This window comes from Cellulomonas sp., assembly GCF_965229465.1.
In the GTDB taxonomy this organism is placed as follows: domain Bacteria; phylum Actinomycetota; class Actinomycetes; order Actinomycetales; family Cellulomonadaceae; genus Cellulomonas.
This window is the reverse complement of the sequence record NZ_OZ245882.1, coordinates 4,199,635-4,224,625: the sequence shown is the minus strand read 5'-3', so window position 1 is coordinate 4,224,625 and position 24,991 is coordinate 4,199,635. Positions and strand designations below refer to the sequence as shown.

The window sequence follows — 24,991 nt, the reverse complement described above, 5'->3', positions numbered from 1 at the left end:
TCGACCGGCTGGCGCTACTTCCGGTCGAGCCTGAGCACCAGCGTCCCGGTGTTCTGCGCGTTGCCCAGCTCGGTCAGCTCGAGCTCGCCGCCGGCGCCGACGTACTTCCCCGTGCCGCCGACGATCGCCAGGGTCTTCACGGGTGCGTTGGACGCCCGACCCTGGGCGACGACCTGACCGTCGCTCAGCTGGTACGACACCTGGCAGCTGAGGTTGATCGGGGGATCGGTCGGCGCGACCGACGTCACGGTGCACGTGCCCCCGCCGGCGCCCGCAGGCTCGCCGTTGCGCAGCAGGGTGTCCTCGAACACGATCTGGTCGCCCCGGCTGGGGCTGAGTGCCGGGTCGTCGATGGCGGTGACCTCCCGGACGCCCGTCGCGCTGAAGTCGAGCAGGAAGAACCCCGAGAACTGGACGTCGAACGTGATCACCCGGTCGCGACCCCGCGACCGGTCGGCCGGGCCCGGCCCCGCGGACCCGGCGGTGAGTGCGACGACGCCAAGACCGGCGACGACGGCGGTGGTGAGTGCGGTGCGCATGACGACTCCTGACTCCGGTCCAGCACGGTGCGCCGCGTGGGTGCGGCCCAAGATCGACGGTCCGCGCCCCTCACCGGAGCCGTCAAGGGGCGCGGCTCGACCCTGTTGACCGTGGACCCGGCTCGCTACGGTGGAGGATGGCGCTCACCCGGGTGGCCGCGGTCCAGGCGGCCCACGTGCTCATGGACCAGCAGGCCCGGCCCGGTGACGGAGGCGCTCGGTGCGGCTGCGCAGGACGCCGGCGTCCACGTGGTCATCAACGTCGAGGAGCGCGAGCCGCACGCCGCCACGATCTACGACACCACGCTCTACCTCGGCCCTGACGGACGCCTGCTCGGCAAGCACCGGAAGCTCATGCCTACCGGCTCGGAGCGCACGGTCTGGGGGATGGGCGACGGCTCGACGCTCCCGGTCGTCGACACCCCGTACGGTCGGCTCAGCGGGCTGACGTGCCGCCTGTTCGACCCCACCGGGCACTACAACCGTCCCGACATCTTCCGGCTGGCCGTCGACACCCGGCCGCGACCAGCCGTCACGCTCGACGACGAGTAGCCGAGTAGCCCTGTGCCAGCCTGACACCACTGGGGCTTGACGTGACACCACGGTGGTGTCACGATGGTGCTATGGACATCGGACAGTACGTCAGCGACCTCCAGCGCCAGCTGGTGGACGTGGCCGAGCACGGCACGGACGACACGCGGGCCGTCGCCGAGCGACTGGTCGCCGGGCTCGACGCCGCCGCTCGGCTCGTGCTGCTCGACGCCCTGTCGGCCGCCGCCGGCGAGATCACGCGCGACCTCGCACCCGGCTCGGTCGACCTGCGGCTGCGCGGTCGGGAGATCGAGTTCGTCGTCACCCAGCCGAGCGCCGAGCCCGAGACCGACGACGCCCCGGCGGCGCCCGTCGACCTCGACGACGTGAGCACCTCGCGCACGACGCTGCGCCTGCCCGACGCCCTCAAGGCGCGGGTGGACGAGGCGGCGACGGCGGACGGCCTGTCCGTCAACACCTGGCTCGTCCGGGCGGTCGCGTCCGCCCTCGAGCCCAAGCAACGACGATCGGCGCAGCGCACGCTGCGCACCGGCGACAGCTTCGCCGGCTGGGCCCGCTAGCCCGGCCTGCCCACAGCTCCACCAGCCCCGCAGACCCGCGGGGCCGGACGAACACACCCCGACACCGGGAGGCGTCAGCATGCCCACGTACACCACCCCGACCCCGATCGACGTCGCGATCAACCTGCCGGTCGGTGCGATCGAGATCGTCGCCGGCGACCGAGCCGACACCGTCGTGACCGTGACCGGCACCAACCCGGCCAAGGCGGTCGACCGCCGGGGCGCCGAGGAGACCAAGGTCGACTTCGACGGGCAGCGGCTCACCATCACGGGTCCGAAGCCCCGCCTGAGCTGGATCGGCCCGACCGAGTCCGTCGACGTGCGGGTCGAGCTGCCGGCGGGCTCGCGCCTCACCGCCGAGGGTTCGATGGGCGGCGTCCGGACCGCCGGACGCCTCGGCGCCACGCGGATCAAGGCCTCGATGGGCCCGGTGGACCTCGACGCCACCGGCGACCTGTGGCTGCGTGCCGGCCACGGCAACGTGACCATCGGGACGGCGGACGGCTCGGCCGAGATCACCGCCGACCACGGGCAGATCCGGCTCGCCACGGTCACCGGGGACGCGATCCTCAAGGCGTCGCACGGGAGCATCCACGTCGGGGAGTCCGGCGGTGACCTCGAGGCGAAGCTCTCGTACGGCGACCTGGAGGTCACCACCGCGCTCGGCTCCGTCACGGCGAAGACCGCCTACGGCGCCATCTCGCTGCACGAGGTCTCGACGGGATCGATCCGGGTCGAGAGCGGCTACGGCCAGGTCACCGTCGGCGTCCGACCCGGCGTCCCCGCGTGGCTCGACCTGTCCTCGCGCGACGGCCACGTGCGCAACCGCCTGGACGGCGACCGGGCACCCGCAGAGTCCGAGCAGTCCGTCGCGATCCGCGCACGCACGCGGTCCGGCGCCATCACCGTCGAGCACGCCCGCTGAGAGGAGAGACCGACATGACCAGCACCACCACCCCAGAACCCGCGATCCGCGTCCAGAACCTGGAGAAGTCCTTCAAGGACCTGCACGTGCTCCGAGGCGTGGACTTCGACGTCGCACCAGGCAGCATCTTCGCCCTACTCGGTTCGAACGGGGCCGGGAAGACCACCATCGTGCGGATCCTGTCCACGTTGCTGCGGGCGGACGCCGGCGCGGCCACGGTCAACGGGTTCGCCGTCTCCACGGATCCGCTCCGCGTCCGCGAGTCCATCAGCCTCACCGGCCAGTTCGCCGCGGTCGACGAGATCCTCTCCGGTCGGGAGAACCTCGTCCTGGTCGCTCGGTTGCGGCACCTGCCGTCGCCCGGCCCGATCGCCGACGACCTGCTCGCACGGTTCAACCTGACCGAGGCCGGGTCGCGACGGGTGTCCACCTACTCGGGGGGCATGCGCCGGCGGCTGGACATCGCGATGAGCCTCATCGGGCAGCCCGCGGTGGTCTTCCTCGACGAGCCGACCACCGGGCTGGACCCCGAGGCGCGGCTCGACGTGTGGCAGGTCATCAAGGAGCTCTCCGCGCAGGGCACCACCGTCCTGCTCACCACGCAGTACCTCGACGAGGCCGAGCAGCTCGCGGACCGGATCGCGATCCTGCACCAGGGCCGCATCATCGCCAACGGCACGCTCGCCGAGCTCAAGCGGCTGCTGCCACCGGCGACGGTCCAGTACGTCGAGAAGCAGCCCAGCCTCGAGGACATCTTCCTCGCCCTCGTCGGCAGCGACGACGTGCGCGAGACCATCGGGAAGGACAAGTCATGACCACGCATCTCCTCGACGACACGGCCAGCCTGACGGGCCGCTCCCTGCGGCACATCACCCGCAGTGCGGACACGATCATCACGACCGCGGTCACGCCGATCGCCATCATGCTGCTGTTCGTCTACGTGTTCGGCGGCGCGATCGAGACCGGCACCGAGAACTACGTGAACTACCTGCTGCCCGGGATCCTGCTGATCGCCATCGCGTCCGGCATCGCCTACACCGCGGTCCGGCTCTTCACCGACATGCAGAGCGGCATCTTCGAGCGGTTCCACTCCATGCCGATCGCCCGGTCGTCCGTGCTGTGGGCACACGTGCTGACGTCGCTGGTCTCCAACGCGATCACCGTGGTCATCATCGTGGTGGTGGGTCTCCTGATGGGGTTCCGCACCTCGGCGAGCGTGCTGTCCTGGCTCACCGTGGCGGGGATCCTCGCGCTCTTCACGCTGGCGCTCACCTGGCTGGCCGTCGTCGCGGGCCTGTCGGCCAAGTCGGTGGACGGTGCCGCCGGGTTCTCCTACCCGCTGATCTTCCTGCCGTTCATCAGCTCGGCGTTCGTCCCCACGGACACCATGCCGGCTCCGGTACGCGTCTTCGCCGAGAACCAGCCGGTCACGTCGATCGTCAACACCATCCAGGACCTGTTCGCAGGGGAGCCCGTCGGCAACGACATCTGGATCGCCCTGGCGTGGTGCGTCGGCATCCTCGTGCTGGGGTACGTGCTGGCCATGGCTGCCTACCGCCGCAGGATCAGCTGAGCGCGGTCATGCCAGGTCGTCGGGCTCCAGTGCGAGCTCGACGACCTGGTACGGGGCGTTCCCGGGCACCACGTTGTGCATGGTGATCGTGGCGTCCTGAGGTCGGACGTGGATGTTCCAGCCCCAGTCCGGACCGGACTCCGCGGGGTAGGTGCCCAGGAGCCGCAGCTCGCCGTCATCGCCGACGCCGCCGCTGAAGCTCATCCACGTCGGCCCGGTGTGCCAGGAGTCGACCCAGACGGCCTGGCACCCGTCCGTGGTCGCGTCCCCACCTATCAGCAGGAGGCCGTCCTGCGCTGCATCGCCGTCGGCCCACGTGTAGGTGATCGACACGAAGCGGGCTGCCGTCACCCCGATCGTGGCCGTGGCGAGCGAGGCCTGGTAGTCGTCGGTGGGCATCAGGCGCAGGCGGTTGGTGCCGCGCCAGGTACCGAACAGGGGCGTGAGGTGATCGACGATGCTCATGCCTGACGGTACCGACCGACGGCGCGGGACGGCCTGACCGCGTCGGAGCCGGTGGACCGCGACGCGTGCAACGAGGCCAGGAGGTCGAGCCGGTCCGCGTCGGGGCTGCCCGGCTCGGCGGTGAAGACCAGCAGGACCGGGCCGGGGCTGCCCGGCAGGGGATAGGTGTCCCAGTGCAGGACCACGTCGCCCACCTCGGGGACACGGAACGTCTTGGTGCCGCTGACCGACTCGCGGACGTCGTGCCGCGCCCACAGCCGTCGGAACTCGGCGCTGCGGATGCTCAGCTCGCCGACGATCGCGGTCGCCCGGGGATGGGTGGGGTCGGTGGCGACGGCGGTGCGCATCATGCCGATGTAGTCCAGGGCCTGACGCTCCCAGTCCGGGCAGGTCCGGTCCCCTGTGCGCGTGTCGTCGAACATCAACAGCAGCATGTTGAGCCTGTCCGGCGGGTAGTCCTCCGGGTCGCCGAGCAGCGCCTCGGCCATCGGGTTCCAGGCGAGCAGGTCGAGGTGCCGGCCGAGGACGACCGCCGGGGTGTCCAGCACGCGGAGCAGTCGACGGGTCCCCTCCGGCACCACCTCGGGGACGCGGTCCACCCGCGCGTCCGGCCGGCGGGCGGCGTGGGCCAGCGTGAACAGGTGCCGTCGTTCCTCGTCGTCGAGGCCGAGCGCGCCCGCGAGGGCGTCGAGCACGTCGTCCGACGGGCGTACCCTCCGGCCCTGCTCCATCCGCTGGTAGTAGTCGGTGCTCAACCCGGCGAGCATCGCCAGCTCCTCGCGCCGCAGCCCGGCGACCTTCCGCCGTCCACCCGGCTCCAGGCCGAGGTCGCGCGGCTGCAGCCGGCCGCGTCGAGCGCGCAGGAAGTCACCGAGCTCGCGGGCGTACGGATCGGTCATCCCGCCAGTGTGCGGCCCTGCGGGGTGCACAGGGGAGGTCTGGCAGCCCTAGGCAACGGCGGGCGACCGAACCTGTTCGCACTGCTCCTAGCGTCGTCGTTCCACCGCACCGACACCCCTGGGAGCAGCAGATGACCGGATGGACCGCAGACCAGATCCCCGACCAACAGGGCCGGGTGGCCGTCGTGACCGGCGCGACCTCGGGCCTCGGCCTGGTCACCGCCACCGAGCTGGCCCGGCACGGCGCCCACGTCGTGCTCGCCGTCCGCAACACTGGAGCCGGCGACGAGGTCGCCCGGCGCATCGGCGGTGACGTCGAGGTGCGCGAGCTCGACCTGGCCTCCTTGGGCTCGGTGCGCGAGTTCGCCGCGAAGCTGACGGCCGACCACGCGACGGTCGACCTGCTGGTCAACAATGCGGGCGTGGTGCTGCTGGGCCCCCGCCGCACCTCCGCCGACGGTCTCGAGCTGCAGCTCGCGACGAACATGCTCGGCCACTTCGCCCTGACCGGTCTGCTGCTCGCCACCCTGAGCGCGGCCGCTAGCGCCCGTGTGGTCAGCCTCAGCTCGATCACGCACAAGCGCGCGCACCTCGACTTCGACGACCTCATGTCCGAGCGCGACTACCGCGCGTCTCCCGCCTACGGCCGGTCCAAGCTCGCCACCACGCTCTTCGGCCTGGAGCTCGACCGCCGACTGCGGGCCACCAGCTCGCCGGTCATCAGCGTCCTCGCCCACCCCGGCCTCACCCGGACGAACCTGACCCCGCGCGCGTGGGAGCACCGCGGGCGGCTCGGTCGAGTGATCGCACGGGGCGGCCTGCTGGTCACGCAGTCGGTGGAGCAGGGCACCCTGCCGCAGCTGCTCGCCGCAACCGGTCCGGACGTGCGTGGCGGCCAGTTCTTCGGGCCGTCCGGGCTGGGGGAGACGCGCGGCAGGGTTGTCGAGGCGCGGCTCGGACCCGAGGCCCGGGATCCCGCTGTCGCGCGGCGACTCTGGACGGCGGCGGAGAAGCTGACGGGGGTCAGCTACCTGTGAGCCGTGGGCACGTCGCCCCGACGACGACCCCGTCCGGCAGCCTGACGACCAGGCTGCCGGACGGGTCAGTGCGTCAGAGGAACCACTGCTGGTTGGCTCCGCCGTGGCAGTCCCACAGGTGCACGCGCTGGCCGTCGTGGACGGGCGTGCCCCCGACGGCGTCGAGGCAGCGGCCGGACTGCGGGTTCTTCAGTGCCCGCGTGCCCGAGTCGTACGCCCACTTCTGGGCGCCGGTGCCGTTGCACGTCCACAGCTGGACGACCGTGCCGTTGGCGGTGCCGCTGCCGCTGACGTCGAGGCACTTGCCGAGCGCGCGGACCGTGCCGTCGGAGCCGCGGGTCCACTGCTGGGCGGCGTTGCCGTTGCAGCCGACCACCTGGATCGGGTTGCCGTCGTGCGTCTGGGCCCAGGGCACGTCGAGGCACAGCGTGTTGGCGACGCGGAGGGTGCCGGTGCCGGTGGGCAGGGAGCCGCCGCCCCCGCCTCCCGAGGCGGAGCCGTTGTCGTAGACGCGGACGTAGTCGACCACCATCCGCTGCGGGAGCTGGGTCGTGCCGTCGGGGTAGCCGGGCCACTGCCCACCGACGGCGACGTTGAGGATGAGGAAGTACGGCTTGTCGAACACCCACGGGTTGCCGCCGACGCTGCCGGTGGTGACCTGGTGGTAGACGGTGCCGTCGACGGACCACGTGATCGAGCCGGGCTTCCAGTCCACCGCGAACGTGTGGAAGGTGTCGGCGAACGACCAGTTCTGCGGGTGCTGGTACACGCCGGTGATGCCGCTGCCGCCGGAGTACCCGGGTCCGTGCACCGTGCCGTAGATCCGGTGCGGCTCCTTGCCGATGTTCTCCATGATGTCGATCTCGCCCGAGGACGGCCAGGACGTCTGGGGGAAGTCGCCGCCGAGCATCCAGAACGCCGGCCAGATGCCCTGGCCGCGCGGGATCTGGATGCGGGCCTCGACGCGGCCGTACTTGGGCTCGACCTTGTTGTTGCTCTGGAGCCGCGCGGACGTGTAGGACCCGTCGCCCTCCCGTCGGGCGGTGATGACGAGGTTGCCCTGCCCGTCGAGCGCGGAGTTGTTGCGGGACGTCGTGTAGTTCTGGAGCTCGGCGTTGCCCCAGCCGCCGGCACCGGTGTCGTAGCTCCAGACGGCCGGGTCGGGCGCGCTGCCAGCGGCGCCGTTGAACTCCTGCGACCAGATGACGTCTCCGGTCGCGGCCTCGGCCGGCGCGGCCGTCGAGGCCACCAGCCCGGCGGCGACGAGGGCGGCTGCGCCGAGCACGGCGGCGAGCCCTTGTGCGCGGTGGGTGGTGGCGGTGCGTGGGCGTACGGAATGCATCGTTGCCTCCTAGGACCGGTCGGCGATCAGACGAGCCGTGGTCGGCACCGCCCGATGACACGTGTCACCTCGTTGGGCACGTATGGGCGATATGTCCGTCCGGCGCCCGACAGTAACGGTGAGTGTTACTGACTGGCAAGTAACTCTTACCGGTGGAGCCTCCGGCCCGGCAGTCCGCAACGTGCCCGAAATGCCCCTTTGGGCACGCTCCTGGCCGAACCATTGTCGGCTTCCCGCCGGGTCCGTACGGTGAATCTACGAGCATCGCCCACGGCCTGATCCACGGACGCGAGGCGGTGGCCGTGCTTCCGCTGGGGACGAGGGGGGCTCGTGGCGGTGGCCGAAGGCGCGCGCCGATCGTCGGGCAGCGCCGGCCGACCCATGCCAGCTTCCCGGCCGCAGCGCCGCGTCATGACGCCGCTGGCTGCGCCATACCTGCACCGTACGTCTGCGCACTCTCTGGGTAGGTAGGTCACCTGATGCCTGAGTATCCGTCAACCCTTCAGCACGGCAGCGGAGCGACGCTCACGCTGGAACCGGGCCTCGCCGTCGTCACTGTCCGTCCGGAGGTGCCGGGGCCCGCCGCCGACGCCGACGCCCAGGACGTGGACTCGCTGCTCTCGTCCATCGGCCTCGAGCCGATCGCCGACGGAGCCGCATCAGCGAACGCCGGCGACGCGTCGCCGAACGCCGGCGACGCGTCGCCGAACGCCGGCGCGGCACCGCCGACGGCCGGTGGAGCTGGCGCCCGCCTTCCGATGACCCGCATCAACAACTCGGACACCCTGCGGTGGGTGCGCGTTCCGCAGGACCTGCCCACAGCGGCCGCGAGCGTCGCGGACCAGCTCGGGGACCGCGCTGAGTGGCTCGGGGCGGTGTACCGGTTCCCCGGGGTCGAGGGCGCGGAAGGGCTCGTGTGCCCGCTGCCCAACGTCCTGCTCGTCCGGCCCGTGGAGGGTGCCGACGAGGGGCTTGCCGAGCGGCTCGCCGGGTACGGGCTCACCGAGGACGAGAGCCGGAGCCAGTACACCGAGCCGTACCGGTACTTCGTCCTGAACGACCCGCTGGCCCGCACGGCCTATGAGCTCCGTGACGTGCTGCTGGCCGAGGCGGCCGACGTCGTCGCGGACGCTCGGCTGGAGACGATGCCCATGCTGACGCCGACGACGCTCAGTCCCAACGACACCCTGTTCGCCCAGCAGTGGGGGGTGCAACGGATCGACGCACCGTCCGCGTGGGACATCACGACGGGCGACTCGAGCACGATCGTCGCCGTGCTGGACGAGGGCTGCGACCTCACGCACCCCGACCTGCGGTTCAGCGAACCGGGCGTCAACCTGGGCACGATGCTGCCCGACGGCAGCCCGACGGGAAACCACGGGACCGCGTGCGCGGGGATCGCGGCGGCCGCCCTGGACAACAGCACGGGCGTGGCCGGTGTCGCCGGCGCCAGCCCGGTGCTGCCGCTGGCGTTCCAGAACTGGACCGACGCCGAGTGCGCCGCCGGCCTGCGGTACGCCGCCGACCACGGTGCCTCGGTCGTCAGCATGAGCTTCGGCGTCTACGGACCGGGCGAGGGCCGCGGGCCGACCGGTTGGGACTTCACCGTCATCGACCCGGCGATCCAGTACGCGCACGACCACAACGTCGTCCTGTGCGCCGCGACCGGGAACGAGGACATCAACACCTTCAACCGGTACCCCTCACGGCACCCGCTCGTCATCGCGTGCGGGGCGTCCAGCGAGGACGACAACCGCAAGTCGAGCGCGAGCCCGGACGGCGAGAACTGGTGGGGTTCCAACTTCGCCCCGGGCGTCTCTGTCGTCGCACCCGGCGTGCACATCTCGACCACCGATCGTCAGGGCTCCGTCGGGTACACGACCGGCGACTACGTCGAGACGTTCAACGGCACCTCGTCGGCCACCCCGCACGTGGCGGGCCTCGCCGCGCTGCTCCGCTCGTTCGACCCGTCGCTGTCGGCGACGGGCGTGCGCGACCTCATCGAGCGGTCCGCCGACAAGGTCGGCACGGTGCCCTACGGCGACGTCGCGAACTTCCCGAACGGGACGCGCAACGACGAGATGGGCTACGGCCGGGTCAACGCCGCCAAGGCGCTCCAGCTCGCCGACTCGTCGCAGGTGGTGCGGGCCAAGGACATCGCGCTGGTGCGGCAGAACGCGGGCTGGTCGTCGATCCCGGTGGCGTTCTCCGTCGGTGACGGGACGTGGCAGGTCACCAATGGCCCGGCCCCGACGTTCATCGGCACCTGGGCGAACACCCCGGGTGTGAAGGTGGTGACGGGGGACTTCAACGGCAACGGTCTGACCGACATCGCGCTGGTCCGGCAGAACGCGGGTTGGGCCTCGATCCCGGTGGCGTTCTCCCAGGGGGACGGGACGTGGCAGATCACCAACGGGTCGGCGCCGACGTTCATCGGGTCGTGGGCGAACACCGCGGGCGTGAAGGTGGTGACCGGGGACTTCAACGGCAACGGCCTGACGGACATCGCGCTGGTCCGGCAGAACGCGGGTTGGGCGTCGATCCCGGTGGCGTTCTCCCAGGGGGACGGGACGTGGCAGATCACCAACGGGTCGGCGCCGACGTTCATCGGCTCGTGGGCGAACACCGCGGGCGTGAAGGTGGTGACCGGGGACTTCAACGGCAACGGCCTGACGGACATCGCGCTGGTCCGGCAGAACGCCGGGTGGGCGTCGATCCCGGTGGCGTTCGCGCAGGGGGACGGGACCTGGCAGATCACCAACGGGTCGGCGCCGACGTTCATCGGCTCCTGGGCGAACACGCCCGGGGTGCGGGTGGTCACCGGCGACTTCAACGGCAACGGCCTGACCGACATCGCGCTGGTCCGACAGAACGCCGGGTGGGCGTCGATCCCGGTGGCGTTCGCGCAGGGCGACGGCACCTGGCAGATCACCAACGGGTCGGCGCCGACGTTCATCGGCTCCTGGGCCAACACGCCCGGGGTGCGGGTGGTCACCGGCGACTTCAACGGCAACGGTCTGACCGACATCGCGCTGGTCCGGCAGAACGCCGGGTGGTCCTCGATCCCGGTGGCGTTCGCGCAAGGGGACGGGACCTGGCAGATCACCAACGGGTCGGCGCCGACGTTCATCGGCTCCTGGGCCAACACGCCCGGGGTGCGGGTGGTCACCGGCGACTTCAACGACAACGGCCTCACGGACATCGCGCTGGTCCGCCAGACGCCCGGGTGGTCCTCGATCCCGGTCGCGTTCTCCCAGGGGGACGGGACCTGGCAGATCACGAACGGGTCGGCACCGACGTTCATCGGCTCCTGGGCCAACACCGCCGGCGTGCGGTTGGCGTCCGGCGACTTCCGGTAGGCGGTCGTCACGATCACGTGCCGGGTCGAGCGTGTCGCGCTCGGGTGCACCAGGCATCCGGACGAGCGCGCTCGACCCGGCCGCACCGGTCGTCGGTGCTTGCCGCGGGCGCGACCAGGGCGGACAGTGTGCCGTGGGAGGCCTCCGTGGACCCGTCCGTCGCCAGTGCCCTGCACCGCAGCCAGGTCATCGACCTGACCACCGTCGGTCGTCGCTCGGGTGAGCCGCGGCGGATCGAGATCTTCCTGCACGAGCTCGACGGGCGGCTGTTCATCTCGGGCAAGCCGTCGCCACGCACCCGCGCGTGGGTGCACAACGTCGGTGCCGACCCGCGCGTCGTGATCCACCTCAAGCGCGGTCTGACCGCCGACGTGCCGGCCCTCGCCCGGGTGATCGACCGCCCTGACGAGCGTCGTCCGCTGATCGAGGCCGCCGCCGCGCGGTGGGGCCGCGACGACGTCGCTCTGATGATGGAGCAGAGCCCCCTGATCGAGGTCACTCCCACCGACGACTAGCGTGCGTCGCTGCCGTCCCACCAGCGCAGCACCCGCAGCGCGCGCAGCGTCGTCCACCGGCTCGGGCCCGGCTGCTCCATCCGGAACCACTCGCGCCCGGAGTACCCGCGGTGCACCGGCCATCGCCCGTCGGCGCGACGAGCCGCCCGCACGACGGCCACGGCGCCCTCCAGGCGGGGGTCCGTCGCGGCGCCGACCGAGGCGAAGTGCTCCAGACCGCGCAGCACGTCGAAGTGCCACTGCGGCGGGAACGGGAACCGCGTGAACGACCGGTCGACCACCTCTCCCGTGCGGTGCGACCGGTACAGGCTGTGCGCCAGGAAGAACTCCCGCCCGCGCGTGAGGGGATCCTCGACCGGGACGGTCCCGCCGGCGGTGGCGTACGCGGTCAGGGCCTCGAGCACGATGATCGACGTGTGGAACGAGCCGTGGCGCGAGCCCCGGCGGATCGACTGGCAGTTCCAGCCACCGTCGCCCAGCTGATGGGTGAGGAGGAACCGGACGGCGTCGTCCACCCGGTGGTCCCACGGTCCGAAGCGCGCCGCCAGCTGCACGAGCATGCCCGTGATGCACACCTCCGGCGCCCGGATGGAGAGCGCAAGGGTGAGCCCGCCGTCCCACCACGAGGCCGCGTCCCACACCACGCTGCACCCGCGTCGCGCCCGCGGGTCGTCGGACGGCAGGCCGAGCCGCTCGAGCAGCAGGAGCGTGTACGTCGTCGAGACCCACTTCGGGCTGTACAGCGCACCGGCCCAGCGGCCGTCGTCGTCCTGCTCGCCGAGCAGCCGAGCGCCCCACCCCTCGCGCGCCACCGCAGCCCGTTCGGCGGCGACCTGCTCCGGCCCCGCCGACGTCAGTGCGTCGAGCGTCTGCCACCGGATGCTCGGGTCACCGGCAAGCAGCCAGTCGAGCACGGGCTCCGTCACCTGACACCTCCCAGCACCTCGTCCGTCCCACGATGCCCGCACGAGCAGGCGGGCGGGTCGACTGCAACCGATTCGCAACGTGGATGTCCGTTTACGCAACGAAGTTCCGCTATGTTCCGTCGAAGTGGCGGCGATATCAGCCGTCACAGCAGGCATCAGCCGCGAGAGGGGCTGTGCGATGGCCGAGACGAGCGCTCCGGTGGACGTCGCGGCTGTGCGCCTGCGCGGAGTGCGCAAGGAGTTCGGCGACGTGGTCGCCGTGGACGGCGTCGACCTCGACGTCCGCGACGGCGAGTTCATGACGCTGCTCGGCCCGTCCGGCTCGGGCAAGACGACGGTCCTGCGCATGATCGCCGGGTTCGAGCTGCCGAGCGACGGCACGGTGGAGCTCGCCGGCGTCGACGTGACTCGGCGGGCACCGTTCGAGCGGGACGTCAACACCGTCTTCCAGGACTACGCGCTCTTCCCGCACATGACGGTGCAGGACAACGTCGCGTACGGCCTGCGGGTCAAGAAGGTCGGGCGCAGGGAGCGCAGCGCCCGGGCGCTCGAGGCCCTGGAGAGCGTCCAGCTCGGCGGTTACGGCACCCGCAAGCCGGCCCAGCTGTCCGGCGGTCAGCGGCAGCGCGTCGCGCTCGCCCGGGCGTTGGTGAACCGTCCCCGGGTGCTGCTGCTGGACGAGCCGCTCGGTGCCCTCGACCTCAAGCTGCGCGAGCAGATGCAGGTCGAGCTCAAGGCCATCCAGCGCCAGGTCGGCATCACGTTCCTCTTCGTCACCCACGACCAGGAGGAGGCACTGACCATGTCGGACCGGATCGCCGTCTTCGCGGGCGGGCGGATCGAGCAGGTCGGGTCGCCGGCAGAGGTCTACGAGAAGCCGGCCACGCCGTTCGTCGCGGGCTTCGTCGGCACCTCGAACCTGTTGCAGGGCCAGGTCGCGGCGCAGGTGCTGGACCGTGAGGGCACCTGGTCGGTCCGCCCGGAGAAGATCCGCATCACCACGGCCGACGCGCGACCCGGTCCGGGCGAGCACGGTGCGGCAGGCACGGTCCGAGAGGTCGTGTACGTCGGCTCCGTGACCCGGTTCCTGGTGGACCTGGACGCCGGCTCGACCCTCGTCGCGCTCCAGCAGAACGAGCGGACCTCCTCGATGGAGGTGCAGGAGATGCGCGGCACGCGCGTCCTGCTGGTGTGGAGCAGGGAGCACGAGTTCCAGGTGATGGTCCCCGCGGCGGACACCCCCCTGCCGTGAGCATGCGAGAGAAGGAGACGACGATGAGGCACACACGTCTGCTGACGCTGGTGGCCGCCGGCGCCGTGGCCGGCCTGGCCCTGTCCGCGTGTTCGAGCGGCGACTCGGACGGGAGCGGCTCCGGCAGGGCCACACCCCCGGCGATGGAGGCCCTGGGCTCGCTCGGCGACGGGGAGGGCGAGGTCAACATCCTCGCGTGGGCCGGGTACGCCGAGGACGGGTCGACGGACCCGGCGGTCGACTGGGTCACACCCTTCGAGGCCGAGACCGGGTGCACCGCCAACGTCCAGGTGGCCGACACCTCCGACAGCATGTTCGAGAAGATGGGCACGGGTGACTTCGACGTCGTCTCGGCGTCCGGAGACTCGTCGCTGCGCATGATCTACGCGGGCAAGGTCGCGCCGGTCAACACCGATCTGCTGACCAACTACGCGGACGTGCCCGACTTCCAGAAGATGCAGGCGTGGAACTCGGTGGACGACGTCGCGTACGGCGTGCCGCACGGCTGGGGCGCGCAGCTGCTCGGCTACCGCACGGACAAGGTCGACCCGGCACCCGACTCGTGGAGCGTCGTCTTCGAGCCGGACTCTGCGTACGCGGGCAAGATCACCGACTACGACTCGCCGACCGACGGTATCGCCGCGGCGGCCGTCTATCTGATGGCGACGCAACCCGACCTCAAGATCACCAACCCGTACGCCCTCGACGAGGACCAGTTCAGCGCCGCGGTCGCGCTGCTCACCGCTCAGCAGCCCCAGGTCGCCAGCTACTGGGCCAGCTACGCGGACGCCCAGAAGGCGCTCGAGAACGGCAGCACCGAGGTGGGGTCGACGTGGCAGATCATCATCAACCTGGCCAAGGGCGACGGCGCCCCGGTCGAGTCGGTGCTGCCCAAGGAGGGCGCCACCGGGTGGGCGGACACGTGGATGGTCGACGCCAAGTCCCCGCACCCGAACTGTGCGTACGCGTGGATGAACTGGGTGACCAACCCCGACGTCCAGGCGCAGATCGCGGAGTGGTTCGGCGAGGCCCCGGCCAACACCAAGGCCTGCGCGCTCACCACCGACCCGACGCACTGCGACACGTACCACGCCGACGACGAGGCCTACTTCTCGAAGATCTGGTTCTGGTCGACCCCGCAGTCCGACTGCCTCGACGGGCGCACCGACGTGCAGTGCATCCCGTACGCGGACTGGGGCAGGGCGTGGAGCAGCATCAAGAACGGCTGACCGCAGGACGCGCAGCGTGACCAGCACCGCGCAGCCGGCGTCCCCCTCGGGCGGACGCCGGCTGTCGGCTGCCCTCTTCCGTCGGCCGCGTCTGCGCCTGGCCGCGCTGCTCGCGCCGCCGACGACGTGGCTGGTGCTGGTCTACCTGTCGGCGCTGGTGGCGCTGCTGGCCACCGCGTTCTTCTCCGTCGACGAGTTCACCAACGACGTCGTCCGCACGTTCACGCTCCAGAACGTCCAGGACGTCCTGTCCGACCCCGCCTACCCTTACGCGACCGTGCGGACCGTGGGCATCGCCGCGGCCGTCACGGTGCTGTGCGCGCTGCTGGGCTTCCCGATGGCGTTCTTCATGGCCAAGGTGGCCCAGCCGCGCTGGCGCGGGCTGCTCGTCGCGCTCGTCGTGACGCCCCTGTGGGCGTCCTACCTGGTGAAGATCTATGCGTGGCAGGCGATGGTCCAGCCGGAGACCGGCGTCCTCGCGTGGATGCTCCAGCCGTTCGGGCTGGACGGTCCCGGGTACGGCGTCGCGGCGACGATCCTCACCCTGACGTACCTGTGGCTGCCGTACATGATCCTGCCGATCTACGCCGGCCTGGACCGGATGCCCGACAGCCTCCTCGACGCCTCCGGCGACCTCGGCGCCCGCCCGGCCCGCACGGTGCGCAGCGTCGTCGTCCCTTTGGTCTACCCGTCGATCGTCGCCGGCTCGGTCTTCACGTTCTCGCTCAGCCTGGGGGACTACATCACCGTGCAGATCGTCGGCGGACGCACGCAGATGCTCGGCAACATCGTCTACCAGAACTACACGAGCAGCCTGCCGTTCGCGGCCGCCATCGCCCTGATCCCCGTCGTGATCATGGTCATCTACCTGGCGCTCGTGCGGCGGACGGGAGCTCTGGACAACCTGTGAGGAACTCCCGTCGCGCCCGCTGGACGTTCGGCCTGATGATGCTGGTCGGGCTGGCGTTCATCTACGTGCCGCTGGGCGTCATCGTCATCAACTCGTTCAACGCCAGCACGGTGTTCGCCTGGCCGCCCCAGTCGTTCACCACGCACTGGTGGTCGCTGACCTTCGGCAACCACAGCGTCCGGTCGGCGGTCCTCACCTCGATCGAGATCGGCATCATCGCCACCGCCGTCGCGCTCGTGCTCGGCACCCTGCTCGCGTTCGCACTCGGGCGGTACACGTTCTTCGGCCGGCACACCCTCTCGCTGCTTGTCGTGCTGCCGATCGCGCTGCCAGGCATCGTCACCGCCCTGGCCTTCCGGACCGGGTTCCGCACGTTCCTGGGGCTCGAGCTCTCGATCTGGACCGTCGCCATCGCGCACGCGACCTTCTGCATCGTGGTCGTCTACAACAACGTCCTGGCCCGGCTGCGACGGATGGGCACCAGCCCCGAGGAGGCGTCGATGGACCTGGGCGCCGACACCTTCACCACGTTCCGTCTGGTCACCTTCCCGCTGATGCGCGGTGCCCTGGTGGCCGGCGCGCTCCTGGCGTTCGGTCTGTCGTTCGACGAGATCGTCGTCACCCTGTTCACCGCCCCGCCAGGCGTCACCACGCTCCCGATCTGGATCTTCCAGAACCTCTCCCGCCCGAACCAGGGGCCGGTCGTGAACGTGGTCGCGGCCGTGCTGGTGCTCGCCTCGATCGTCCCGATCTACCTGAGCCAGAAGGTGGCGGGGGAGTCGACCGGTGGGGGCCGGATCTGAGGGTGCGTCCGGCGCACTGCTCGCCGCGACGGTCACGCCCGGTCGCGGTCGAGGTGCCGCGCGATCTCCCACCGCTGTCCCCACGGGTCGAGCACGCTGCCCAGCCTCCACCCGTGCTCCTCCGTGACGCCCGTCTCGGGCGTTGCGCCGGCGGCCACCGCGCGAGCCCACACCGCGTCCACGTCCTCGACCAGCAGGATCATCCATGCCGAGCGCGACCCGGCGGTCGCCGGCGACAGCCGACCGAGCGACGAGCCCTCGGCGGACAGCCACATGCGCGCGCCGTCGATCTCCAGCCGGACCACCCCGCCGTCAGGGACGCTGTGCAGGACGGTCGCACCGAAAGCGGCCCGGTAGAAGTCGACCGCCGCCGGGACGTCGGGCACGACGAGATCCGGCTCGAGGGTGGCCATCGCCCCATGATGCCCCGCGGCTTCTCTGCGGGCGACCGGGTCGCGTGAGCAGCGGTCACCGTGGATCGGACCGCGCGGGCCGCCCGGGCGAGGGCTAGACGATCGCCACGGAGATCAGGGTGACGCCGAGGTCGCGGATCCCGGTCAGCAGCCCGTGCAGCGCCGCCTGGTCCGCGACGGTGCCGGTGAGGCTCGTCGTGCCGTCCGGCTCGCGGGTCAGGGTGAGGCCGCCCAACCGCGGCGACCAGTGGTCGTCGAGGTGCCCGGCGATCCGGAGCGCGTAGACGGCCGGCTCGTCGGGAGCGGGAGGGCGGGTGACGTCGGGCACCCACCCGGTCGACGGTGCCGACCGGGTGGGGCGTCGTGCGGCGGGGACTGTCACTTGGCGCCGGCCGTGTCCAGCCGAGGGCTCGTCGCCTCGGGCAGGGGGAGGGCGGCCGGGGTGCGCTGGTCGCGCCACAGGGAGTAGCCGAGGCCGACAAGGGCGACGCCGGTGGGGACGGCGAACAGCCGGAAGTTGACCTGCGGCAGGAGCGGGATGGCGACGGTGGCGACCGCGCCGAGTGCGAGGAGGGCGGAGGCCCACCGGGCGAGGACGCGAGCGCGGAACAGGGCGACACCGAAGAGGAGGCCGCCGGCCAGGTACAGCACGCCGTCGAGGTTGATGAGGAGCCCCATCAGGCCGATGTCGCCGGCGGCGTGGCCACCGGGGATCGCCACCGCGAGGATGTCGGTGACGTAGTCGGGGGAGCTGTGGGCGATGGCGGGCAGGACGACCGCGCCGACGACCTCGATGCTCACCATGAAGATGAATCCGAGGGCGAGCACCACGTACCCCAGGAGGCCGAGCACGCCGGTCCGCTTCACCTGGCGCAGGTACATGCCGGTGATGCCTGCGAGCGACAGCGTGGCGAACGCGACCTTCATGGACTGTCGCACCTTCCACTCGGCCGTGGCGATGAAGTCGAGGTCCAGGTGAGGGTGGTTGATCTGCACGCCGACGTACAGCAGTCCACCGACGACGGCGGCGGCAGCAGCGGCACGGGTGAGGGTGGTCGTGGTGACGGTCATGTCCGGCTCCTGGTTCGAGGTCCGCAGCGGGGCGCCGCGGGATGACTCGAAAGCTACGGACGGACGTGATGACCGGGCATCGCCACATCATGTGAACGACGATGTGAGGCCGCCTGCCGGACCGGTTACGTCAGGCCACGTTCGCGCGCGCGGCTGACCGCCGCCCGTCGAGTGGTGACCTCGAGCTTGGTGAAGATGTGCTTGGTGTGGCTGCGCAGCGTGTTGAGCGTGACGAACAGCTCGCGGGCGATCTGCGGACCGGTCAGCTCGCTGTCGAGCAGCCTCAGCACCTGGAGCTCCCGCTCGCTCAGCCGCTCCGCGGACGGCGGGATGACCGACGTCCGTGACTCACGGGTCTCGTCGTCGGAGGCCGTACCGAGGCTGAGCAGGTGACGCGCATGCTCACCCGCGACTCCGGGCGTGTCGGCTGCACGCAGCAGCCGGCGCACGGGTTCGCCCTCGTCCAGGAAGAGTCGCGCGTAGGCCGCGGGCTCGGGCGCACCGTCCCAGGACTGCCGCAGGGACTGGAGGGCCTGCACCCGATCCCCGCGCGACTCGTGCGCCAGGGCGGTCAGCATCCGGATCTCGACGAGGCCTCCCGCCCGGCCCGAGTCGTCGGCGGCGTCGTGGAGCCGCGCCAACAGCTGCGGCACCTCGCCGAGCGCGTCGGCGTCCGGGTGCTCGCGGTGGCGCGCGAGGAGCAGTCGCACCAGCGTCAGGTGGTCGAACTCGCGCAGGTATGTGACCTCGTCCGTGCAGGACACGCCGCGTTCGCGAGCCCAGACGGTGGCCTCCGACAGCCGGCCTTGGGCGATCCAGGCACGGGCTCTGACCGCCGCGACGGGCCGCAGGTCCGGGAAGAACCCGGGCCGGTAGAGCTGCTCCGCCGTGTCCAGGAGGGCGATCGCCCGCTGCTGCTCGCCCTCGGCGCCGGCGACTCGTGCCATCGCCACGAACCACCGATGTCGGCGCTCGGTCATCGCCGCCGACTCGCCGAGGGCCTTCGCGCTCTCGAGGTGCCCTCTGGCGGCGGCCAGGTCGCCGCGCTCGTACTCCAGCTCGCTGAGCCCGACGTGCAGGTCCGGCAGCGCCCTCAGCGCCCGTCCGCCGTGCGCCTCGCCGACCTGGAGGGCGCGCAGGTAGAGCCGCCGGGCCGTGCTGGGCCGCCCCGCCGCGAGCCACATGTCGGCCAGCACCACGGTGCTGGTCAGCTCGTCGACCAGGTTGTCGCTCGCGTGCAGGCTCGCCACCGCCTGCGTGAACGTCTCCAGCGCGCTCGAGACGTCGCCCTGCGCCCACGCGACGAGGGCCAGGAACCCGGCCGCTCCGCCTCGAGCGAGATGGTCGTCGGGGCCGGCGAGCGCGAGCGCGCGCCGAGCATGGTCCGCCGTGCCTGCCAGATCGCCGTGTGCCTGTGCGAGCGAGGCCCGGTAGACGGCGATGGTCGCGGGCAGGGTGCGGAGCTCGTCGGTCTGTGCCCACCGCGGGTCCGACCCGCCCGGGGCGGCGGCCAGCAGGCGTTCCGCGTCGTCGAGACGCGGCCCGAACGCGTCGAGGTCGCCCGCGGCCATGAGCATGTAGCCGGAGAAGACGCCGAGGACCGGGCTTCTCCGGACGACGTCGTCGGGCAGCTCCGCCAGCCAGGTGAGCAGCGTCGCCTCGCGCCGGTCACGGCGGATGGCGGGCACGGCGAGCTCCATGAGGAAGGCCGCGCGTTCGACGTCCCGCGCGGCCAGGGCGTGCCGGACCGCCTCGTCGATGAAATCGTGTGCCTCGTACCAGCGGCTGGCGCGCTGGTGCAGCAGAGGAACGAGCTCCGGCTGCTCGGCGAGCAGACGCGCCCGCAGCACGTCGGCGAACAGGTGGTGGTAGCGGAACCACTCCCGCCGGTCGTCCAGGGGGACGAGGAACAGGTTGGCCCGCTCCAGCGTCGTGAGCATGTCGCGACCGTCGCCACCGCCGACCACGGCGTCACAGAGCGGCCCCGTGAGCCGGTCGAGGACCGCCGAGCGGAGCAGGAAGTCGCGCACCGGCCCTGGTTGGTGCGCGAGAACCTCCTCCACGAGGTAGTCGACGAGGTACCGGTCGGTCCCGGTGAACCGGGCGATCAGCCCGCTGACGTCGTCGCGACCCTGCATCGAGAGCGCGGCCAGCTGCAACGCGGCGATCCACCCCTCGGTGCGGTCCTCCAGGGCCGCGACGTCCCCGGCGGTGAGGTGCAGCCCGGTGACCTCGGTGAGGTACTCGGCCGCCTCGTCGACCGTGAACCGAAGGTCTGCGGCACGGATCTCGACCAGGTCCCCTCGGACCCGCCACCGAGCAAGCGGCAGGTCGGGGTCGGCCCGGGTGCTCAGGACGACGTGGACGTGCGGCGGGAGGTGCGTGAGCAGCACGGTCAGGTCCCGGCTCACCTGCGGGTCGTCCACGAGGTGGAAGTCGTCCAGGACCAGCCACACGTCGCCGGCCGCGGCGTCCAGGTCGTTGAGGAGCGTGGTGAGCATCAGGTCGATCGGCACGGGGGGTGACGTCGTCGGCGCCTGCGCACCCGGGTGCGGGCCGCCGATCGCCCCGTGCAGCGCAGTGGCGACGTAGCTCCAGAACGTCGCGGCGTCGTTGTCTGCGGCGTCGAGCGAGAGCCAGGCGACCGAGCGACCGTCGTCGGGAGTGCCGGCGAGCCACTCGGCCAGGAGCGTCGACTTGCCGAACCCCGCCGGCGCGGACACGAGGACCACTTTCGACTCGGCTCCGAGACGCATCCGCTCCAGGAGCCGTGGGCGTGCGACCAGACCACGTCGCGGCTTCGGGACGTGCAGCTTCGTCGCAATCAGCGGGCCCGCCACGCCATCCCCGTTCCCTGGAGCACAACGGCGGCCGAGGTGCGTCTCCTCACCCACGCTACCGGGCGAGGACTGCTCCTGAAGGGTCCGCCCCTCGCGGCCGGTGGCCGATCCTGGAAGGGCAGGAGGAGCGCTGGCGGGTCGCCGACCCCGAGGTCGATGAGCTGGTGATCCCGGGCTCCGGCTGTCGTGCCGTTTTCAGGAGGACGCCGGCTCGCCGGCTGGTACCTCGGCGGTCATCACGCAGTTGCCCTTGCCCTTGGGGCGCTGATAGGCGAAGCCGAGCTGTTCGTACATGGTCCGTGTCGCGTTGTAGAGGAACGACGCCGAGGTCTTCTTGCCGGGCGGCAGGTCGTGCGGATACGACTCGACCAGGCCACCTCCTGCCGCGGAGATCAGCGCGAGCGCACCGCGGACCGCGACCGACGCCATCCCCGTGCGTCGGTGGTCGCGGTCCACGAACAGGCAGGTGATCCGGAAGTCCGGCCGACGCGGGACACCCTGTTCCCACTCCTTGCGGTGGTGGATGTTCTGGAGCTCGTCGACCGTCCCGTACTGGGCCCACGCCACCGCGGCGTCGCCGTCGAACACCAGCGCCGCGTGCGCGCGACCGGCCTCGACGAGATGCCGCTTGAACTCGCGGTGGCCGAGGGCGCGGCGCTCCTCCGTCGGGTCGGGGTAGAGGTGGAAGTAGGTGCACCAGCAGCCGCCCCAGACGCCGTTGTGACGTTCCGCCAGGTCGGCGAACGCGTCCCAGGTCGCAGGACTGAGCGGTTCGATCCGATAGCCGTCGACAACGATGCCCCGATCGTCCATCTCGCGACGATATCCGCGGCGATCCGGCGCGACAATCGGCTCGTCGCTCGGGATCCGCGACAGGTCCGCCTCCTCAGCCCACGCGGCCCCGGGGGAGTGTCCCCGAGGCCGCGTGGTCGGTGCCGGTCAGCGGTGGTCGGTGCAGTGGGCGTGGATGCAGCGGCGGAGCTCGTCGGGCGAGATGTCGTTGCGTTCGAGGAACTTGGCGCCGACCTCGGTGAGGCAGTCGAGCAGGTCGCACAGGTCGCGGCCCTTCCCGTCGCCGGGGTCGCCGGTCGGGGTGCTCGGGTGGTCGCCGCCGCGGATGGCGACGGCGGTGAGCAGCTGCTCGCGGGTGAAGGGGCTGCCGCGCATCGTGAGTCCGTCGGCGACGACCCTGACCTGGTAGGTGCCCGGCAGGGGAGTGGAGAGGGTGCCGGTGAACAGGCCGCCGGTGCCCTCGGACAGAGTGAGCGTGGAGGCGCCGGTGGGTCCGGTGACGTGCGCGACCACGTGGGCACGGTGCTCGACGGGCAGGCCGTACTCGGTGAGCGCGGCGTGGATCGTCGCCGCGCTGCCCGGTTCGATGCTCGGCTGCTCGAGGCTCGCGGCGAGGCGCAGGTTGGACGCGGAGTAGACGTTGACCGAGTAGCGGGCGCCGTGGGCACTGGCGCGTGCGAACGCGATCCTGCCCTCGTCGTCGTCGCGACTGCGCAGGCGCTCGAGGACCTTCTTCCACGCCCCCTCGTCGATCGTCAGGATCGCGTGCCAGGTGCCCTCGTGGGCGCCCGCGCCGACGGGGACCGGGAGGTTGGTGCGGTAGTAGCGCATGTCGTCACCGGCCCCCGCGGCGACGCCCACTCCGGGTGCCGTCGTGGGATCGATGATCGTGCCGTCCGGGGTCTCGAGGACCATGTCGATCACCGGGAGGTCCTCGAGCAGGACGACGGTCGCGTCGATGTCGGCCTCGTTGAGCACGAACGGGATCCGCAGCGTGTCGCCGGGCGGCAGGTACCCCGACGGGTCCACCACGATCGCGGTGTCGGTCACGCCCGCGAGGATCTGCAGGAAGTACTTCGTCAGGCGGAAGTACTCGTCCGTGCCCGGTGTGAGGACGCCGGTGAGCAGCAGGTAGCCGCCGGTGTTGTTCGCCAGCTTGCGCAGCGCTGTCGTCGACACCTGGGCCTCGTTCCCCAGCCCGATGGCGAACGTGCGCTGGTCGATGCTCGACGCGACGCTGTCGATGGTCGCGTCCCGGTTCTCGAGCCCGTCCGTGAAGACGATCAGCGCCTTCTGCTGGTAGTCGGTGGCGGGCACCGCGCTCAGCACGGTGCGGGCCATCGCGACGCCGTCGCCGATCGACGTGGCGCCCACGAGGTTGGTGTGGTGGTCGCCGATCGCGGTGAGCGCGATGACGCGGTTCGGGTCGAAGTCGCCACCGGCCCCGATGAGCGTGACGCCGAGCCCAGGGAACGTTGGGTCGGCTACCGGGTACGCGTCGGTGTCGAACCGGATCAGGCCGAGTCCGTTGCCGGCCTGGATGAGCTGGCCGAACCGCCCGGCGGCCTGCTTGAGCACCTCGATGCGGGTCGCGCCGGAGGTGCCGGCGGGGTCGTCCATCGACCCGGACTGGTCCAGCGCCATCATCACGGCGACGGTGGGCCGGGGGATCGAGTTGCCGGTGAGGTCGAAGACGAAGTCCTGGCCCGTCTCGACGCACCTGATCGTCGTGGTGCCCGTGGGAGCGCTGGTTCCGGCGGCACCGCCGGTCATCCCGAACCAGATCCTCGCCTCCGTGTAGGGCACCAGGGCATGCGGCACGGTGACGTGGCCGCCCGGTGTGAGGACGAGGTAGGGGCTGGCCGGAGCAACGATGACCTCGAAGGTGACCGCGTCGCAGGAGTACACGTGGAAGACCGCGGCTCGCGCGGTGGTCTCGCCGGTGGGCACGTCGTTGAAGGTGATGTGGCTGCCCGGGTTGACCACCTCGAGCAGGGAGACCTCCGGGACAGTGTCGTAGCAGGGCGGCGCGACCATCGACGGGTGCTTGTAGTTCTTGACCACCTGCTGGTTGTCCGGCGGCGCCCACGGGCGCAGCTGGAGCGACGGGTCGGCGACGTTGCCTGCCCACGGCTCGACGGGCCCGTTCAGCCCCGGGTCGGCGCTGTCGCCGGCATACACCGTGGCGGGGTCGAGCCGCTCCGGGTGACCGGCCGCCGTCTGCCACATGGAGTACAGCCGGTCGACGTTCGAGTGCAGCAGGAACACGAACGGGTCGTGGAACGAGTAGTGCGCCTGCGTGAGGGTGCCGCCGATGAAGAAGTGCCCGTCGCCATGGACGGTCTGGATGTTGTTGTTGAAGATCTCCCAGGTCGCCGACCCGACGACGGTCGCGTCGCTCAGGCTGACCGGCGAGCCGGAGAGCGAGTTGCTGCCGCCGTTGACCGCGCGCCAGATGTGCGTGTGGCCGCCGCCCTCGGTCGACTCGAACGACCCCAGCGGCGCGCCGGCGTCGCCCTGGGCGTTGCCCATGAACGACGTGGTGAACAGGTTGGCCCGTCCGCCCGCGGTGCTGCGTGGGTCGACGCTCCAGTCCCAGTAGTGCAACGACAGGTCAGGGTCGACCTCGCGGATGAGCTGCTCGAACCGGTTGACGATCTCCCGGTGCCACGGGACGAAGCCCGGTCCGCCGTGCACGTTGACGCCGGAGAGGTGGGCGTTCTTGTGGATGTCCTCCTGCTTGTCCCAGAACGTCACGCCGTCCGGGTAGATCTTGCTGGTGTCGAGCGTGAGGATCGCGGCGATGAGCCTGTCGCGTTCCGTCTGGGAGACCAGCGCGATGTCCCGCCTGATCCCGTCGCCGATTGCCATGACCGACCTCCCCCTCGAGTCGACGGCCGGGCCGGTCGTCACCGGAGAGGAGCGCGCCCGGCGACCCCGAGATACCGTCCGGCCGAGCCCTCGATCTGTGCTCGCGAGACTGCGGACG

At 71.3% G+C, this 24,991-nt stretch carries 23 protein-coding genes; 12 read left to right on the top strand and 11 right to left on the bottom strand.

Going from position 1 to position 24,991, the window contains the following annotated elements; translation table 11 throughout:
* Positions 1-14 precede the first annotated feature (14 nt).
* Positions 15-539 carry an allene oxide cyclase barrel-like domain-containing protein gene (locus tag ACO06A_RS19965; RefSeq protein ID WP_421733919.1) on the bottom strand — a complete coding sequence of 175 codons (525 nt, stop codon included), beginning with the start codon at positions 537-539 and terminating at the stop codon, positions 15-17.
* A 27-nt stretch (positions 540-566) separates the two neighbouring features.
* Here ACO06A_RS19965 and ACO06A_RS19960 point away from each other — a divergent pair, with 27 nt between their 5' ends.
* The 5 genes from ACO06A_RS19960 (at position 567) to ACO06A_RS19940 (ending at position 4,149) form a co-directional block, all read left to right on the top strand.
* Positions 567-1,091, top strand: coding sequence for a nitrilase-related carbon-nitrogen hydrolase (locus tag ACO06A_RS19960; RefSeq protein WP_421733918.1), 525 nt, complete (start codon positions 567-569; stop codon positions 1,089-1,091).
* A gap of 71 nt (positions 1,092-1,162) precedes the next feature.
* Positions 1,163-1,651 (top strand): histidine kinase, encoded by a 489-nt coding sequence (locus ACO06A_RS19955; protein WP_421733917.1) that lies wholly within the window; start codon positions 1,163-1,165, stop codon positions 1,649-1,651.
* 79 nt (positions 1,652-1,730) lie between these two features.
* Complete coding sequence (locus ACO06A_RS19950) at positions 1,731-2,576, top strand: DUF4097 family beta strand repeat-containing protein (RefSeq protein WP_421733916.1); 846 nt, start codon at positions 1,731-1,733, stop codon at positions 2,574-2,576.
* A gap of 14 nt (positions 2,577-2,590) precedes the next feature.
* Positions 2,591-3,391 carry an ABC transporter ATP-binding protein gene (locus ACO06A_RS19945; RefSeq protein WP_421733915.1) on the top strand — a complete coding sequence of 267 codons (801 nt, stop codon included), beginning with the start codon at positions 2,591-2,593 and terminating at the stop codon, positions 3,389-3,391.
* Positions 3,388-4,149 (top strand): ABC transporter permease, encoded by a 762-nt coding sequence (locus ACO06A_RS19940; protein WP_421733914.1) that lies wholly within the window; start codon positions 3,388-3,390, stop codon positions 4,147-4,149. Before ACO06A_RS19945 ends, ACO06A_RS19940 begins: the two co-directional genes overlap by 4 nt.
* A 6-nt stretch (positions 4,150-4,155) precedes the next feature.
* Here the strand turns inward: ACO06A_RS19940 and ACO06A_RS19935 are convergent, their stop codons facing one another.
* Positions 4,156-4,614 carry a DUF1579 family protein gene (locus ACO06A_RS19935; protein WP_421733913.1) on the bottom strand — a complete coding sequence of 153 codons (459 nt, stop codon included), beginning with the start codon at positions 4,612-4,614 and terminating at the stop codon, positions 4,156-4,158.
* Positions 4,611-5,513, bottom strand: a complete 903-nt coding sequence (locus ACO06A_RS19930; protein WP_421733912.1) for a helix-turn-helix transcriptional regulator — start codon at positions 5,511-5,513, stop codon at positions 4,611-4,613. The genes ACO06A_RS19935 and ACO06A_RS19930 overlap by 4 nt, the downstream gene beginning before the upstream one ends.
* 131 nt (positions 5,514-5,644) lie before the next feature.
* Here ACO06A_RS19930 and ACO06A_RS19925 point away from each other — a divergent pair, with 131 nt between their 5' ends.
* The gene (locus tag ACO06A_RS19925; protein ID WP_421733911.1) at positions 5,645-6,550 is read left to right on the top strand and encodes an oxidoreductase; all 906 of its coding nucleotides are present in this window, start codon (positions 5,645-5,647) and stop codon (positions 6,548-6,550) included.
* Positions 6,551-6,623: 73 nt separating this feature from the next.
* On the opposite strand, the gene ACO06A_RS19920 is transcribed toward ACO06A_RS19925, so the two are convergent.
* Positions 6,624-7,892 (bottom strand): ricin-type beta-trefoil lectin domain protein, encoded by a 1,269-nt coding sequence (locus tag ACO06A_RS19920; protein WP_421733910.1) that lies wholly within the window; start codon positions 7,890-7,892, stop codon positions 6,624-6,626.
* Between the two features lie 479 nt (positions 7,893-8,371).
* Here ACO06A_RS19920 and ACO06A_RS19915 point away from each other — a divergent pair, with 479 nt between their 5' ends.
* Entirely contained in the window at positions 8,372-11,251 is a 2,880-nt protein-coding gene (locus ACO06A_RS19915; protein WP_421733909.1) for a S8 family serine peptidase, read from the top strand.
* Positions 11,252-11,397: 146 nt separating this feature from the next.
* Positions 11,398-11,766: a nitroreductase family deazaflavin-dependent oxidoreductase gene (locus ACO06A_RS19910; protein ID WP_421733908.1), complete on the top strand. Its 369-nt coding sequence runs from the start codon at positions 11,398-11,400 to the stop codon at positions 11,764-11,766.
* On the opposite strand, the gene ACO06A_RS19905 is transcribed toward ACO06A_RS19910, so the two are convergent.
* A complete protein-coding gene (locus tag ACO06A_RS19905; protein ID WP_421733907.1) occupies positions 11,763-12,692 on the bottom strand; it encodes a hypothetical protein in 930 nt (309 codons plus the stop codon). The two genes, ACO06A_RS19910 and ACO06A_RS19905, sit on opposite strands and share 4 nt — an antisense overlap.
* Before the next feature lie 178 nt (positions 12,693-12,870).
* On the opposite strand from ACO06A_RS19905, the gene ACO06A_RS19900 reads away from it, so the two are divergent.
* From ACO06A_RS19900 to ACO06A_RS19885, 4 genes are read left to right on the top strand one after another with little or no spacing between them, the layout of a single operon-like run.
* Positions 12,871-13,944 (top strand): ABC transporter ATP-binding protein, encoded by a 1,074-nt coding sequence (locus ACO06A_RS19900; RefSeq protein WP_421733906.1) that lies wholly within the window; start codon positions 12,871-12,873, stop codon positions 13,942-13,944.
* A 23-nt stretch (positions 13,945-13,967) separates the two neighbouring features.
* Positions 13,968-15,173: an ABC transporter substrate-binding protein gene (locus tag ACO06A_RS19895; RefSeq protein ID WP_421733905.1), complete on the top strand. Its 1,206-nt coding sequence runs from the start codon at positions 13,968-13,970 to the stop codon at positions 15,171-15,173.
* A 16-nt stretch (positions 15,174-15,189) separates the two neighbouring features.
* Positions 15,190-16,083 carry an ABC transporter permease gene (locus ACO06A_RS19890; protein ID WP_421733904.1) on the top strand — a complete coding sequence of 298 codons (894 nt, stop codon included), beginning with the start codon at positions 15,190-15,192 and terminating at the stop codon, positions 16,081-16,083.
* The gene (locus ACO06A_RS19885) at positions 16,080-16,886 is read left to right on the top strand and encodes an ABC transporter permease (protein ID WP_421733903.1); all 807 of its coding nucleotides are present in this window, start codon (positions 16,080-16,082) and stop codon (positions 16,884-16,886) included. Before ACO06A_RS19890 ends, ACO06A_RS19885 begins: the two co-directional genes overlap by 4 nt.
* 32 nt (positions 16,887-16,918) lie before the next feature.
* On the opposite strand, the gene ACO06A_RS19880 is transcribed toward ACO06A_RS19885, so the two are convergent.
* The 6 genes from ACO06A_RS19880 to ACO06A_RS19855 all read right to left on the bottom strand — a co-directional run bounded on the left by ACO06A_RS19880 (position 16,919) and on the right by ACO06A_RS19855 (position 24,873).
* Complete coding sequence (locus ACO06A_RS19880; RefSeq protein ID WP_421733902.1) at positions 16,919-17,299, bottom strand: VOC family protein; 381 nt, start codon at positions 17,297-17,299, stop codon at positions 16,919-16,921.
* A 94-nt stretch (positions 17,300-17,393) separates the two neighbouring features.
* A complete protein-coding gene (locus tag ACO06A_RS19875; protein ID WP_421733901.1) occupies positions 17,394-17,627 on the bottom strand; it encodes a hypothetical protein in 234 nt (77 codons plus the stop codon).
* 50 nt (positions 17,628-17,677) lie between these two features.
* A complete protein-coding gene (locus ACO06A_RS19870) occupies positions 17,678-18,370 on the bottom strand; it encodes a hypothetical protein (RefSeq protein ID WP_421733900.1) in 693 nt (230 codons plus the stop codon).
* A 125-nt stretch (positions 18,371-18,495) separates the two neighbouring features.
* Positions 18,496-21,093 carry a LuxR C-terminal-related transcriptional regulator gene (locus ACO06A_RS19865; protein WP_421733899.1) on the bottom strand — a complete coding sequence of 866 codons (2,598 nt, stop codon included), beginning with the start codon at positions 21,091-21,093 and terminating at the stop codon, positions 18,496-18,498.
* A 312-nt stretch (positions 21,094-21,405) separates the two neighbouring features.
* Positions 21,406-22,023 (bottom strand): GNAT family N-acetyltransferase, encoded by a 618-nt coding sequence (locus ACO06A_RS19860; RefSeq protein WP_421733898.1) that lies wholly within the window; start codon positions 22,021-22,023, stop codon positions 21,406-21,408.
* A gap of 126 nt (positions 22,024-22,149) precedes the next feature.
* Positions 22,150-24,873 carry a tyrosinase family protein gene (locus tag ACO06A_RS19855; protein WP_421733897.1) on the bottom strand — a complete coding sequence of 908 codons (2,724 nt, stop codon included), beginning with the start codon at positions 24,871-24,873 and terminating at the stop codon, positions 22,150-22,152.
* Positions 24,874-24,991: the final 118 nt, after the last annotated feature.

Coding starts and splice junctions, on each gene's coding strand:
- ACO06A_RS19925 (WP_421733911.1), top strand. CDS start 5,645: ATGACCGGATGGACCGCAGACCAGATCCCCGACCAACAGGGCCGGGTG.
- ACO06A_RS19915 (WP_421733909.1), top strand. CDS start 8,372: ATGCCTGAGTATCCGTCAACCCTTCAGCACGGCAGCGGAGCGACGCTC.
- ACO06A_RS19955 (WP_421733917.1), top strand. CDS start 1,163: ATGGACATCGGACAGTACGTCAGCGACCTCCAGCGCCAGCTGGTGGAC.
- ACO06A_RS19965 (WP_421733919.1), bottom strand. CDS start 539: ATGCGCACCGCACTCACCACCGCCGTCGTCGCCGGTCTTGGCGTCGTC.
- ACO06A_RS19860 (WP_421733898.1), bottom strand. CDS start 22,023: ATGGACGATCGGGGCATCGTTGTCGACGGCTATCGGATCGAACCGCTC.
- ACO06A_RS19870 (WP_421733900.1), bottom strand. CDS start 18,370: ATGACCGTCACCACGACCACCCTCACCCGTGCCGCTGCTGCCGCCGCC.
- ACO06A_RS19935 (WP_421733913.1), bottom strand. CDS start 4,614: ATGAGCATCGTCGATCACCTCACGCCCCTGTTCGGTACCTGGCGCGGC.
- ACO06A_RS19900 (WP_421733906.1), top strand. CDS start 12,871: ATGGCCGAGACGAGCGCTCCGGTGGACGTCGCGGCTGTGCGCCTGCGC.
- ACO06A_RS19920 (WP_421733910.1), bottom strand. CDS start 7,892: ATGCATTCCGTACGCCCACGCACCGCCACCACCCACCGCGCACAAGGG.
- ACO06A_RS19950 (WP_421733916.1), top strand. CDS start 1,731: ATGCCCACGTACACCACCCCGACCCCGATCGACGTCGCGATCAACCTG.
- ACO06A_RS19895 (WP_421733905.1), top strand. CDS start 13,968: ATGAGGCACACACGTCTGCTGACGCTGGTGGCCGCCGGCGCCGTGGCC.
- ACO06A_RS19855 (WP_421733897.1), bottom strand. CDS start 24,873: ATGGCAATCGGCGACGGGATCAGGCGGGACATCGCGCTGGTCTCCCAG.
- ACO06A_RS19880 (WP_421733902.1), bottom strand. CDS start 17,299: ATGGCCACCCTCGAGCCGGATCTCGTCGTGCCCGACGTCCCGGCGGCG.
- ACO06A_RS19945 (WP_421733915.1), top strand. CDS start 2,591: ATGACCAGCACCACCACCCCAGAACCCGCGATCCGCGTCCAGAACCTG.
- ACO06A_RS19930 (WP_421733912.1), bottom strand. CDS start 5,513: ATGACCGATCCGTACGCCCGCGAGCTCGGTGACTTCCTGCGCGCTCGA.
- ACO06A_RS19940 (WP_421733914.1), top strand. CDS start 3,388: ATGACCACGCATCTCCTCGACGACACGGCCAGCCTGACGGGCCGCTCC.